Origin of the sequence: Methylobacter sp. S3L5C, assembly GCF_022788635.1 — a bacterium.
Classification (GTDB): domain Bacteria; phylum Pseudomonadota; class Gammaproteobacteria; order Methylococcales; family Methylomonadaceae; genus Methylobacter_C.
Map to the genome: position 1 here is coordinate 4,275,756 of NZ_CP076024.1, position 13,994 is coordinate 4,289,749.

Here is a 13,994-nt window from a genome sequence, read left to right on the forward strand (position 1 = left end):
TTAGTTTCCTATTGCAATGTAGTTTAGTGAACCTTTAGCGAGGACTGTTGAGCCCGCGACTGCCCAAGCGTAAGACGAAAAGGTAAAGTCGTTGGATATAGCCGCTGAATTAACAATTAATTGCCTTGATTTGATCGTAGCGTGTAATGTATTACAGTTGCCAAAACAAGTGCCATAACCGCTAATGGCAGCCTTCCAAAAATACCTGTCATAGCTGGTAGCACTTGCTGAAAGCGACCCCCGCAATGTAGCACCCGCTTGGGTGTTTCTTGAAAACCCTGTAGAGGATATGCCGAATGTAGCTGCCGATTGAGAACTATTTGCGAATAGTGTCCAATTTGTAGTATAGGTTACTTCATGTATAGCAAATCCGCTAGATGGTGTAACGTCTCCTAAATCATAAGTTAAACTTGTTGCGCCTGAAGCAAATGTATTTACATTACCGCTTCCAAAAGCTGAGTCACTTCCGCCAGTAATATCTTTAGACACTTCTTGGTAATTATAAACATCACTGCCTAATGAGTAACCCGTACCATTGGTATTTGCCACTGAAAAGTAAGCCCTAATTTTCGTATAAGTGGAGGTAAGATTTACCGCATTAGTATCGACGATTGACACGCCATGCTCCGCTGCTGTGACAGCTCTCGTCTTGGTCGCCAAATTTATCCATGACGACCCGTTCCAGCCCTGAATAGTCCATGTTACGCTACGATAATAATAGCCATAAGTACCCGTTCCAGTGCCCTGAACACTGCTGAATTGAACAGCAACGGTCGCAGAAACCGTATTGGCTATCAACGCGCTTTCACCGGAAGTCCAAGCGTTTACGCCAGTAGTTCCAGATTGTGAGGTGACTACTGTATTGCCTGAGCTATTTGACAGCGTTAAGTCTGCTACCGCGTCGAATTGCCATTTACCCGAAGGTGCCGGTGGTAATCTTTTCCAGAAGTTAATGCCTGATATTGCGCTACCCGCTCCTAAGTATGAATCTACAGAGATAGCTTCACCAACTGGTATAACAGCTTTTCTATAACTTACAGCGCCATTATTAACTCTAGCAAAGTTGATCTCAGCGCCTATTCTATAAATGCGCCAAATATTAGTTAGTGGAAAAATACCGCCAGCTAAAAGTGTTACTCCATTTGCTTTCATAGCTAGAGAGCCATCAGCTGCTAATGCCATCACATAGTTGATGGTATCTATTGCTGGATTTGAAGCGCCTATGCTAAACCCAATTGAGCAGGGAGCAGAATCAAACTTAAACTCTATATAACAATCTTCAGTTATTGTGTTGCCAGCATAAGCTTGTTTGCCGCCAGTTGAGCTACCAATATTAGAGATATAGCCAGTATTATTTTTAGTCTCTGCTGACCCTATCAGCGCAAGCCCTTGTTGAGTTATAACGCCAACTGTTGTTGATGCTACCTCTCGTAAATTGTCGGCTCTAATCTGCCAACTTTGATCCTGCGCTCCATAAGCTTTTAAATAACTGGTCAGTGCGTATGTGCTAACTTGTATAATAGGTTGAGCATCCCACCAACCATCAATGGTTACCGTTGTTCCACTTTCCGCAACCCCGTAAACTACGCGTTGAACATTCTTGTAGGTGCGATAAGCGCCTTCCCTGTATTTCATAAACGACAGATCGCCGCTGCTTAAAATAGCCAAATCGCGGTTGACGATAGTTTCTGGACCTTTGTAGACGATAATGCTGGCATCACCCGTACTACCACCATCGATCAATAAACTGCCGTTGCCAATAGTTAGCTTTTCTGTTGCCGCGATCTTGCCTGATGTGATTTGTGATGCAGATAGTGGACCTGTCACTGAAACGCTGGCATCAAGAAGCAATGCAGGTGCGCCAGCAATATTACCAAGGATAAATGGTGGGTTATCAATTCCATTAACATTGATAACAAAGGCATCGGCATTAAAGGTTAATGGAGTAATCAGTGGGTCATTGATTACTTCCTGTAATTTGGTTTTAATGTCAATACCGCTAAGGCTTGGTATGCCATATTTACCGACCATGATGTAATCAAGGACGACACTATCGCCAACATTGTTGATAAAGTCAAAATCAAGTATCGTTATAAGCCCACCTGAAATATAGTCAACAGGTAGTGTTCTGGTGTCGATGGTAATTAACGTCCACTCATTAAATACTGGCTGTGGCATATAAATATTCTGAGTTGCAGAGTAACCATGCAAAGTATTGGAATAATATAGATTTCCTTCCCAACCTCCCGCAACCCACTTAACTCTGATAATAATTATATAGCTGTCGGCAGGGTTAAAGCCTCCATTGATTACCAACTTTTGATCCGCTACCGTGTTGGTAATTCTGGTTGCCGTATTAAAATCGCTGCTTGCTACCGTGCCAGGGAAAGTAAAACCAGTTGGTAGAGTATTCCCTGCAAAGTCAGCATCAATAACAGGGTTGAAAACAAAGCCATCTTTTCCAGGCAGTCCTATTTGTCCAGTTTCACCTTTCAAAATGAAAAGTGACCAATAGGTGTTTTTATTGTCACTACCAGCTAAATACGTTGGTGTTTTTACAGACGCACTGGAGGTATGTGCCTGAACACATGACCAACCATAACCTATTGAATCTAAGACTATATCGCCAAGCGCGTAAACTGTGCCTGTAAGCCAAGCGTTTCTAAAAACATTTCTTGTTGCGTTGTCAGCGGGTTTCCCCTCTCCTGAAACGACAGACCAGTTCGCTCTTGTTGCTGCAGAATCAGTAATAGCTTGTATTGTCGAAACTCGCCAATAATAATATACAGAGAAATAGTTGTTAAATGTTGCGCTAACAATGTCTGTACTTAATGATAAGTTTTCATCGTTTATCCATGCGGGTAGGACATACGAATTTGACCAGGCGTCCCACCAGTTGTTGCCATTTAAATATGTCGCTAGATCAATTACTGTATTCCAGTAAGCCTCATCATCTATTCCATACATTGCGCATTGACTTCTTATCACAGCTTTTTCAGCCCAAATATCCTCCCATTCACGCCTTATCGCTATCTTTTCATTGGGGCTAAAAACAGAATTACTTGAAATATTGGCAATAGCTGTATTCGCTTCTGTTGCATTGGCTGCTGCGGCAGTGATACTTGGGATAAGTAGACTGTTGGCAATTTCAGCAACGGTAGGCGACCATGCAGAATAAGTATTTCCTTCTTCAAGCTTTGCCGATGCTACGTTGAGTGTGAAGCCATCTTCTAAAGGGAAAAAGTAAAAATGCCCGTAGGTAGCATTAGGGCTAGCAACTGTTCTGAATGTTTTATGAATAGTTTTCCATTCAGTAGTTAGTGCCTGAACGAAAAAGCCACTTTTCAAAAAAACCAGCTCAACATCCGGAAATATTTTTTGGAAAAATCTTTCCGGAGTGGAACAAACGACTTATTTTCTGATTTACCATCAGTTTTTCAGAATTATTTCTAATAATCACAAATTATAAGCGCACCTTTCCTGTGGATAACCTGTTGGCTGTTCTCAAAAAAGCGTCAGGCAGCTAGTTTTTGTTGCTCGTTAACAAGCCTTAGCCGTTCCATGTCGCGTTTAATTGTGCCGAGCTTTTGAATGTTACGCGATAACACGGCTAAGCCAACATAACGCTCGAAGGCTTCAATGCCATGATCAAGGCACTTATCCAGCCCATGTACTTCTAACGCATTAATAGCCGATTCTACGGCGGAATGTTGCTTTTTTGCCTGTTTAAATTCCGCGGTGTATTCACGATTCTGGTCGGCTTTGGATAGCTTGCCTTTTTTGGGTAAAACGACTTGCTCAAGGAGGGCTTTCAGGTCGGTTTGATTGGCCGGACTGTGGAAACCTTTGTCAAAGCTACAGGCGTTAAAACTTGGGAATTTTACTTGAGTCGCTTTAACCATCGGCACGGCGACTTTGTCGTCGGTAGTCTTTTGCATGACTTGACTGTGCAATATAAAGCCCTGATGGTCTTCCATGATACAGACCCGCAAGCCCAGTTCAACCGGGACTCCGGCTTTGCCTTTGCTGATCCATTCGGTGTGGGTCTGGAACAGGGAAAAGACTTTTTCATCATGGGGAATGGTTTCTCCTTGAATAGCGCGACGTCTAATCTGCTCGATTTGACGTTCGGCATGCAGGCTAAAAGTGCTCAGATCGGTAAGCAACACTTCTGGTATGTGAAAGTGATTTTTTAACGTCAACATACTGGCTTTAGTGCGCTCAAGATAAAACCCTGCCAAATCAATATAGTCCTGGTAGGCCTGTTTGATCTCAAGTGCTTTGGCGGCCTTGATAGCGTCATTTTTTGACGTGGAATGTTTGAGTTTTTGCAGCGTGCGATACCGCCTTTTAAATTTAGACAGGTTGTGCTTATGCAATCGCCATTCAGGCAAGGCATGTTGCAAGCTCCATTTGACGCACGTCCGAATCAGAATCCGGATCGCATCATGCAGTAAACTGATATCGGTTGGAAAATGCACGTTGGTTTTTAACACAAAAGAATCGCAACGGCCTCTGATCAGCGCATGAATATCCAGATCCAGTAATTGATAGCCGGCTCGAATAACTTCAGTACTAATACGCGCCATGATCGCTGGCGTAAACAGCTTGAGATTGTCTTTCAAGGTTTGCAGGCGATAGCGTTTGTCGGCATCAAAGCAACCAAGACCGAGCATTTCACGTAGGGTGTTATGCTGATTGGCCAACTCCAGAATGCGATCATAGTCTGTATTCAGTCCTACGCGTAGCGATCCTAACACCAAAATCGACCATTGATTCATACCGGGGCGGCCTTTGTCGATGGCAACGATTTTTGTCACTTCGGCGTCAATTTTAGTAGGCACCACATCCTCCAGTATTTTAAAAACAGCATCCCTTAATGGCTGAGTCGTATAAATGTGTTGCAAGCCCAGCAAGATGATCGGAATGTCATCACGGGAGGAAACATCTATTTTGATATCAGCAATATCGCGTTGACCGATGCTCATTTGTGGAGAAAATACCTTTCTCATCGGGAGTTTTCCAACGAGAATTTGAAAGCTGAGGCGCTTATCCGGGAGGTAGCTTTTGCCAAGCCCTTTTCGATGAAAATAATAATCATAATTATCAGCAAGTTACTTAAATTCAGCATTTTATACGCCAATAGGCTGTTATTTGATTTTCAATAGCCTATTTTATCGCAACTTATTGTTTTGTATTAAATAATTTATTACCGTTCAAACACTAGTTACATTAGTATCGTAGTTGAGAGTAGTTTCCCAATGGATAAGAGCATTACCTTGAGCATCCTTTTCACCATTGATTTTCCAATTCTGGATATGCAAAGTAGTGTCATCACCCCCTGCTAAAGCCGAAGAACCTTTGACTAAAGCACTGATTGTGTACTCTGTATTAGCCTTCAACATAAAAGTGGGAATATGATTAACACCGCCACTGTTTACAATTTTCATTGTAGGATAGCCAGCGTATAGGACAGTCGTATCTAAACTTACAATACTGCCGTTACTATTCCAATAATCTAAGTTTGCAAACTGCCCACTATTTTGTAGAAGATTTGTCCCACCTACACGGACTAAAGAGTTGTCAATAATTGTTGAGTCATTTACGTCTACCAAAGCAGTGGGGCGATTAGCTATCTTTAACCACGCTGCTGTATTGGCAGCAGAGCCAATCTGACCACTATTGCTATTAATGGCGGCATACATTTGGCTAATTTCTGCTCTTGCGCTTATAGCTTGTGATATATAAAAATTATCGCCACCTGTCTGTTCTGCCCACAGTAGCTCAATAGTACACCAGCCAGCAGGTATACTTAGCGAAACTGACTGCGTTCCTATTGTATGAGAATAGACCTGTGCACCGTTTATGTAAATAGTGCCATTATCATCATGGTTAACTGTTAAATCCCAAGTCCAAGCGGTTGCAGAATAAATTGAACAACTTGCTATACCGATATAATCATCAGCACCAAATGAAAAGTTAGTGGCGGTGCTGTCGTAATAAGTAGATGAGCCCAAAGTTGCTTTATTTATAACCTCATATGTAGGAACCGTATAGGATGTATTTATGCTTATAGTCGTATCATAGCGTCTTACTAACCACTTATTCTTACCTATGGCTGATTCTACAACAGCATTGCTTACAGGTATACCAGCACCAGAAGATACGCCTTGTATATTTCCATTGTCATCCACATAAGTCTTATTGGCTCCCGCTCCCGCTGTGCTGTTATCCAATCTTGATATAGTGGTTTCATCGACATAGTTAGCATTACCGTTGATCTTACAAATCACTTTTAGTGATTTTCTTGCGCTATCACCTTGAGTGAAATTTGCAGAACTAATTGTTATTGTTGAAGTTGTAGCATCAAAAGGGGCGTTAAGTGTCAGTGCCGAGCCATCTTGCTTTATAAATGTCCAGGCATAGCTTGTTGGGACAATGCCACTCATTAGTGGTGTAAAGGTGATACTCGCCTGTGCTGGTGTGACCAGCGCATTATCTATAGAGGCAAAATCAGCAGTTCTGCTGGTAACGAGCCTAACAGCCGCGCCCTGATCCCCCTGTTCGCCTTGTGGTCCAGTAGATTTGCTCCACTCATAGTCTGCATAGCTTTCGCTTTCAGTCATGCTGGCTTTATTATAAGCGATACCGATATAGCTTTTGTTGGTTGAGACATTAGCCATTCCGGTTGTTGGTGTATCAGCGTAACGTATCCAAGTAAATAGACTCGCAGCATCAAGGTTCCCAACTGCTTTGGTAAACTCATCTGTAGTTAATACGTAGTCATTCTCGCTACCAAACGCATCGTAAGCTGCCAAGCGTATAAAGTAGGAGCCTTCTGTCAAGTTTGGGATAACCACTGACAAATCAGTACCAGAAAATACTTTATTGGTTGTCGCTGGTGTAAAGCCAGACACAGTGCTAACAAAGACAACAACGCCAAGCCAGTCGTTATCAGATGGTTTAGTGTATTTAATGATTAGTGACTTGTAGCCTGCAAAAATACTAACAGAAAGGGGGTTAATGGCAGTCGGCGCAGGATTGGCAACTATTATTGTCATCCCCGCGCTATAGCGACCATAGTTGTCACGCGCTCTGACAACTGCCTTGACTCGTCGGTGTGGACCATCATCAAGTAGATTTTTTTCATAGGTATAAACATAGGCAGATTCAGTAACAAATTCTGTGCGAACTATTGGCGCTGGAATAGTCGCATCATCGGGATCATAAATATCAATCTGAAAATCCCGAAACCATGGCGACTGACCACCAGCTCCCGCCGCAAAGGTTGTCGAAAATCCCAATACAGCAAGCGCATCGGTATCCCAAGTAAATTCTGGCTCTTTCCCTGAAAAGGTAGCACCTGTGTTGCCTTTTAAAACCAAGTTGGTCACATGTACTGACTCAATTGGGTACAACTCACCTAATTCATGTGTTACCGTAACGCTGGTTGAGTATCTTCCGGTCACCGCAACTGAGCTAACAGTAATCTCATAAGAGCCTGCCAGCGGGTTGACAATACGATAGGTTTGCCCTGTTATTTCGCTATCAAATAGCGTTATGCCATTGTGTCGATAAATCAGATGATAACCGCGTAACAGCATGTCATTTGATGCTGACCACGATATGTCCAGATAGCGTATCAGTCCCTCAATACCGGTATAAACACCCTCATTAACCAAAATTCCTGACGGCGGCGCAACTGAGGTTATTTGATAAGGATTAACGGCAAGAGGTGTTAAATCTGCAATGCTGTCAATATCGGCAAATTTGGTACTGGAATATTGGGTTGCCGAGATTGTGTAGAACCCTTGCTGACCATCTTCGTTTTCAGCAATGCCTAATATTCTAAACAGCCGTGATACGTCCGACTGAACATAAACAATAAATTCAAGCTCGACTTCGGGTGCAGCGGGAAACGCATTACCTACTGTTACTGTGCTGACTGTGCCAGCGGCAGTAATAATAGGCGACTCAACTACGACGCCATCATTACCAATAATTGCCAGTTTATAACTTTTATTAGACTCAAGAATGACTGCGCTATCCAGCTTGATAACAGTTATTGTTGATCCGGTTGACAATCTGCCGCCTAGACGGGCGCCTTTGGCTTTCAATGGATCGGCAATGCGAATAATGTCGCCCGGCTTATTGTTGATACCTGATAGTCCTACCGAAAAGGCAACAGCATCGGTTTCATCGCGACCGGTAATCAAAAGTCGTTTACCGCGCCTGTGTGCCTGTGAGCGCGATGTACAACCAATAGCTGTCTCAGTAATGGGTCGATAACCATAGCGGTCAATAGCAGAAAAGTCCTCTACATATTCAGTCGCCAATCTTGATTGATCGGTTAAGTCGTTATACTGAATCAATGCTGCTGTATAACGTGTTTGCCGTGCTGAACCCTGATAAACAAAGCGACCGTCAAGCACATTGGCAGGGCAGTAGAGTGATGACACTGGTTTGGGTGCATCTTGAGTCAGATAAACAGACTTTCCATCCCACAGTGGCATTGCGTCAAATGTTCCTGCGATTTGATTGACTAACTCATGTGCCGATACTTGGGTCATAAATTGAGCATCAAGCGAGTAGCGGCACTCTTGACCGCCTGCACCGTCTGGTACTTTTTCATCGCAGCGTTTGGCAATAGTAAAGATTGACCATTTATCCTGATACGCTTGATTTATTTCAGCGCCAAGACCGATGCCGCCCGTCGTTAAGATATGATAAAGAATCCATGCCGGGCAATTGCAGTATGCCATAACCATACTTTGTCCATCCCAATCAACATTTGTGTACTCTCTAGTGACGGGATTATAAACAGATGCAGGGGGTACTTTGATCAGCGCACCTTTCAGATCGTAACTGCGAACAGGAACGCTTTTAAAATAACGCGCATCAAATAATATGCGAATATGCGGAATATTGGGTCGTCGTAATTTTGCGTAAGTCAGTTTGACATAGCTATCCCACTGAAAAGCAGATTGTTCAGAAATAGTGCCGTTGCTAATTGGGTCAGCCGAAACGCGACTAACGCGAATATCGTAAGACGTGGCAAGGCTATCAATCGCTTTTAGATTGATGGTAAAGGCACGTTGATAAGGGCTTTCGATCTTATCGTGTATTCTGCCTCTACCTTGCAAATCAGCCGTTATCCAGCCAGTAGCACCCAAGGGTCTTACTTCTATTTTTAGCTCAACAGTGACGCTACTACGATCACCATTGGTGCTGTTTTGACTAATTAGCGCCGCGTAGGTAACGATAATTCGTACCGCATCCGTAGTTACATCATTGATTGTTTTGGTAATCGGTGTGGCAAAAACTACAGGCGTATTGACTGAAACAGGCGAGCCTATCGCATCTTCCAATGTACCAGGGATGTAGGCTTGATCTTGCGTACCTAATCTGTAGTCAATACTAATGCCTTGAAAGTTAAGTGTACCGTCAAGCGATTTTATTGGTGTGCCATCTAACTTGATCGACATTAATGGGTCAGCGGTAGCAAAACCACCTATTTGCCCCCATCCCCACGCTTCAACCACTTCGATCATCGCCTTTGAGCGTACACTGTCTGCCTGAATGATAGGGGTACGCGGTTCTGCGCTACCTTGCCCGCCGCCTTTTGCTCCGCCTATTTGCTTACTCATAGTGCAATGTCCTCAACCCAATAATTTGATGATAAAACGATAGAACCCGCATCTTGTACATGCCCAACCAATAGCGGATAGGGGTTGCCGGCTCTCAGTAAATTAACTGCGCCGTTAGAGACAAAAGACGGACTGTTTTGATAACTTTCTGTTTCACCTGCCGACATAGACTTCCCCCCGCTACCAGTAATGACGCTTGCGATAGCAGAAACTGTTAAACTTATTGCCATTGTTAAAACTATTGTTGCTATTGGAACGGCTATAGCCGCCGCTGACGCTGTAAACCCAATCGCCATAAACATAGCAGTCAACGAAATAGGCTCATTGCCGCCAGCACTGGGCAGTATCATCAATGTTTCGTCGCCCCATGCCGTAACAGCATTATCGAGTGTTACCTGTCGCGTATTTTCAGGATCGGTTTCGTCAACTAACAATGCTACATAATCACCTTGATTGCAGGCAATTAAAAAGCCTGGTCTGTTGGCTTCGATTGCTCTTAACGCTTCGCTGGGCGTTTTTACATGCAATTCCCAATCTGCCTTGAACGCAGTCAGATCGCCAAATAGTTTAATTTTTTTCATGATATCTCAAATAACAAACGGTATTTTGTCGCCAGTATTGCCCATACATTTCAATGCGTGAGTTGCAGTCTCGGCTTGGGTGATGAAGTATTGAACTATTGCCGTAATAAATGGCGGCATGATTCGGGCAACCGCCACCAAGTCGCATAACAATAATATCGTCCGGCTGTAACTCATCAACTCTGACAAAGCCATTGGCAATAAAGCCATCAACAAAAGCGGTTTCATGTTGTGCGTCTTGCCACCAGCCCCACGTTTTACGCTCGCCATCATTGATAATGATGTTTAATTTGTGGCGGTAATAATCGCTAACCAAGTTTAAGCAATCCATCACGCCATAAACAAACTGTCTATCTTCATAGGGTGCGATTAACACCCCTGATGGCGTGTAAGTAAATACTTCGCCGCTTGGTACACCAACGATCATAAACGGGACTCTGCATCGCTCAGAGCTGGCGATGTCAGCAGGTGATGGTTCAGGCGATTGATTAGGGTGTGAGTGGTACACGCAAGCAATTTGTTCAGCCCACTGTGCGTAAACTAAGGGGTCGATCAGGAAAGAACTTTCTGGTTCGTGGCTGGTGTTCTCACACTCAATTATCGTGTAGCTATAGCCCGTATTAATAATTAGTCCACACGCTTCACGGGGGAAATCACGTTCAGCGTGAGCAAGAATTTTACTAAGCACTTGATCTTGCATTAGCTACTCCTGCCAAGGCCGGGATTGCCCGCATAATCTAACGGATTGGTTGCGCCAAAACGTAACTTGCAATCTGATAAGCGTTTGCCACAAACGTCAGCGGTATTGGTCAATACAGGGTCGCCTACTGCGCTAAACCATTTTGCCGAATTAGTACCCGCCCATGAACAACCAGATCCGCTATCAGTGTGGCGGTAACGATGGTTGCAACCTGTCGCCAACGCTAATACACCGGGCAATTGTTTATTCAGAAAATCCATGGGGCTTGCCAGTTCAAACTTAACTGATTCATTGGTTTCTTCGGCTCTCCGCTCGATAAGGTAAAGCTCATCGATAAAGTCAGCGGTATTAGCGAGTAGATATTTTGCCAAGGTACGTCTACGCCGAACTGTTGCACCCACCATGTCTTGATAGGTGGCACATAAATCAGTTATCAATCGATTAGCATTACCCACTTCAATGGTGGGCCTGGGAGAGCTGCCGCCACCGCGCTTATCGATACCTGATACCTTGACAAGCCACGGAGTATAAGTATCGCCTAGATAAACAACGGGGGCGCTCATTGTTGAAGTTCCTGCGTAAAAGTAATGTACTTCGCCAACGCCGATAGAGTTAAGATCGACACTGTATAAATCGATTTTTGCTGTAGGGGTTAATTTGTGACTGTCTGCATTAATACTCATGGCTCAAATACCTGTCGTAGTGATAATGAGAGATTCCATTTGATACCGACTGACACGGCTGATCGGCTATTGGGTTGCACGACATAATTTTTAACGATGCCATCGACGGGGCTTGTCCAGGTCATTGAGCTTACGCAACGGACAGTATTTAAAACCGCCATAGCCGCATGAAACTCAGCGGTTGTTAATGCTGGCCACATGATCGACCACTCCTCATGCTGAGGATTTAAGCCGGTTTCAATGCGTTGTTGGTAATTGTCGCCCATGGCCAGTATTGAAATAGCATCCTTTAATGAGGCAGTGGCGCTACTGTGTATTTTTTCGGGAAACGGAAGTGCTGTCATGCCAGTACCCCGCCTGGGCGTTTCTCAGTCATGATAACCTCACGTATCCGGGCATTAATCATCCCACCGAGTGCAGCCATATTATTATCACCAGTATTGCTGCCTCCGGAGACGGTTACTTGTGTGCTGATTTGCACATCGCCACCGCCGCCGGATAACAGTGCTTTGGTTTGCGAGTTGTTATAAATTTTACTGGGTCCGGTATATTCAAGTTCTGGACCATTTTCGCCAACAATCCGGTAACCTCCTGGATGATCACCGCCGTTGGCAAATCCGGCATACGCTTTTATCCCGGTAAATGCCATGCCCAATAAGCCGCCACCATCTTTTACCCCGGTCTTGCCCATTAAGCTTTCCATGATTTGGGCGCTGGCGGCATTGGCAACCATTTGTTTTATAGTATTGGTAAAACCGGCTAACAGCCCGTCCATGCCTTCGGCAAACGGGTCAAATAAAAAGTTGGCAAATGAGGATTCCATATTACGTGCGGCTTGAATTGCATATTCACTCATCTTATCGGTTGAATCTTTTGCGGTTGATGTCAGATCGTTATAGTCTTGACCCATCCTGTCAAGTACAATCTTTAATTTAGCGTCGTCGGGGATAATGCCCGAGGCCCTGGCATCCATTGCATCATTGATACCGGCATTAAGATCTAAGCGGGGGCCATCAAACTTTTGTGACAGCCGAGCTTGATCAGAGCCCATAGCTGTTCGTTGATTTTTTGCCAGCTCAATACCGTCAGCGATGATTTGGTCATATTCTTCATAGGCTTTGGTATTAAGCACAATGGCATCTTTTTCAGCAGCAAGATTAAGCAGTTTTAGTTTCTGGCCTTGATTGAGTCCGGACAACGAGCTATTAATAAGATCGTATTCCATTTTTGCTGCATTGCTATTGTCACCCCGCAATGCGACTTCTTTTTGCATTGATGCAAGCAAGGCATCATATTCACTAGCTAGTTTGTTAACCGCCTTTTGCTCATCACTAAGTTGTTCTTTTTTACCTTTGCCTTTATCTTTACCTTTGTTATTTTCAATCTCGGCGCGGATCTGTTCCGGGGTTTTTCCGAATGGAGCCGGCGTGGTTGGTGCAGCAACAACTGGCGGCTTGGCTCTACCAGTTAAATCAACTACCATGCCGTTATCACCGGTATGCGTAGCCGGTGTATTAGACATACTATCCCAAAGATACTTGGCATATTTTGCTTGAATAACAAACTCGTTTAGCTGCCACGTTGCCGCATCAAGCACAGTAGAAACCGTCGTTGCTACCGGTTTTTCAAGCGCTGTTGCCAGTTTTATCCAGGCATTTTCAATATCCCCATATTTTGCAGATATATTTTCAGAGGCTTTGGCGGCGGCACCTTCATATTTTGATAGTGCTATTGGTAATATGTCGGCAAATAACTTTGATGTTACTTGCCCTTGTGATACTACTTTTTTGAAATCACCAACAGCGCTTTCCCCGACAAATCCTGCGGCATTGGCAATCTTGGTCATTAAACCGGGAATGGGCTCGGTAACCTGTTTCATTTCCTCCCATTGCAATGTGCCTGATGATAGCGCTTGAGTTAAGCCCGCCATGGATTGCCCCAAGTTTTCAGCAGTAGCGCCAGTTTTACTTTGCGCGTTACTTAAGCCCTCGAGAATAGCTTTTGATTGCCCGCGACTAATTGATCCTGCTTCTTCAATGCTCAATAATTTAGAAAATGAATCGGCTAATAACAGGCTGCTTTTATGATGCTCACCTGATACTTTCGCCAGATATACTTCAATATCTGCATAATCTTGGGTAGATTTTGACAAGCCTTGCAGTCGTAACTCTAAATTTTGTACCTGGACAACAGTCTCAAGCAATTTCGAGCCAACCTGCTGAAAGCTGAACGCGGCGGCCATGCCAACGAAGGTATTTTTTAATGAAGCGCCGGTGCTTTGTGCTTGACGCTCAAAACGGGTTAGGTGCTGATTCATAGTATCGATCTGCCCGGCAATGTTACCCAGGTGTGCATTAAAATCGACTGTTACGCCAAGAGCCAT

8 protein-coding genes are annotated in these 13,994 nt (G+C 44.0%); all 8 read right to left on the bottom strand.

The window, feature by feature from the left end; genetic code table 11:
* The 8 genes from KKZ03_RS19390 to KKZ03_RS19425 all read right to left on the bottom strand — a co-directional run bounded on the left by KKZ03_RS19390 (position 1) and on the right by KKZ03_RS19425 (position 13,994).
* Positions 1 to 3,348 carry a hypothetical protein gene (locus tag KKZ03_RS19390; protein ID WP_243218392.1) on the bottom strand — a complete coding sequence of 1,116 codons (3,348 nt, stop codon included), beginning with the start codon at positions 3,346 to 3,348 and terminating at the stop codon, positions 1 to 3.
* Positions 3,349 to 3,515: 167 nt separating this feature from the next.
* Entirely contained in the window at positions 3,516 to 5,012 is a 1,497-nt protein-coding gene (locus tag KKZ03_RS19395) for an ISNCY family transposase (RefSeq protein ID WP_243216937.1), read from the bottom strand.
* A gap of 204 nt (positions 5,013 to 5,216) precedes the next feature.
* Positions 5,217 to 9,647: a host specificity protein J gene (locus KKZ03_RS19400; protein ID WP_243218393.1), complete on the bottom strand. Its 4,431-nt coding sequence runs from the start codon at positions 9,645 to 9,647 to the stop codon at positions 5,217 to 5,219.
* Positions 9,644 to 10,228, bottom strand: coding sequence for a hypothetical protein (locus KKZ03_RS19405; protein ID WP_243218394.1), 585 nt, complete (start codon positions 10,226 to 10,228; stop codon positions 9,644 to 9,646). Before KKZ03_RS19405 ends, KKZ03_RS19400 begins: the two co-directional genes overlap by 4 nt.
* Entirely contained in the window at positions 10,215 to 10,928 is a 714-nt protein-coding gene (locus tag KKZ03_RS19410) for a C40 family peptidase (RefSeq protein WP_243218395.1), read from the bottom strand. Before KKZ03_RS19410 ends, KKZ03_RS19405 begins: the two co-directional genes overlap by 14 nt.
* On the bottom strand, positions 10,928 to 11,611 hold the full coding sequence (locus KKZ03_RS19415; RefSeq protein ID WP_243218396.1) for a phage minor tail protein L: 684 nt from the start codon (positions 11,609 to 11,611) through the stop codon (positions 10,928 to 10,930). Before KKZ03_RS19415 ends, KKZ03_RS19410 begins: the two co-directional genes overlap by 1 nt.
* Positions 11,608 to 11,955 (bottom strand): phage tail protein, encoded by a 348-nt coding sequence (locus tag KKZ03_RS19420; RefSeq protein WP_243218397.1) that lies wholly within the window; start codon positions 11,953 to 11,955, stop codon positions 11,608 to 11,610. Before KKZ03_RS19420 ends, KKZ03_RS19415 begins: the two co-directional genes overlap by 4 nt.
* Positions 11,952 to 13,994 (bottom strand): tape measure protein, encoded by a 2,043-nt coding sequence (locus tag KKZ03_RS19425; RefSeq protein ID WP_243218398.1) that lies wholly within the window; start codon positions 13,992 to 13,994, stop codon positions 11,952 to 11,954. Before KKZ03_RS19425 ends, KKZ03_RS19420 begins: the two co-directional genes overlap by 4 nt.

Coding starts and splice junctions, on each gene's coding strand:
- KKZ03_RS19410 (WP_243218395.1), bottom strand. CDS start 10,928: ATGCAAGATCAAGTGCTTAGTAAAATTCTTGCTCACGCTGAACGTGAT.
- KKZ03_RS19425 (WP_243218398.1), bottom strand. CDS start 13,994: ATGGCTCTTGGCGTAACAGTCGATTTTAATGCACACCTGGGTAACATT.
- KKZ03_RS19395 (WP_243216937.1), bottom strand. CDS start 5,012: ATGAGAAAGGTATTTTCTCCACAAATGAGCATCGGTCAACGCGATATT.
- KKZ03_RS19405 (WP_243218394.1), bottom strand. CDS start 10,228: ATGAAAAAAATTAAACTATTTGGCGATCTGACTGCGTTCAAGGCAGAT.
- KKZ03_RS19415 (WP_243218396.1), bottom strand. CDS start 11,611: ATGAGTATTAATGCAGACAGTCACAAATTAACCCCTACAGCAAAAATC.
- KKZ03_RS19400 (WP_243218393.1), bottom strand. CDS start 9,647: ATGAGTAAGCAAATAGGCGGAGCAAAAGGCGGCGGGCAAGGTAGCGCA.
- KKZ03_RS19420 (WP_243218397.1), bottom strand. CDS start 11,955: ATGACAGCACTTCCGTTTCCCGAAAAAATACACAGTAGCGCCACTGCC.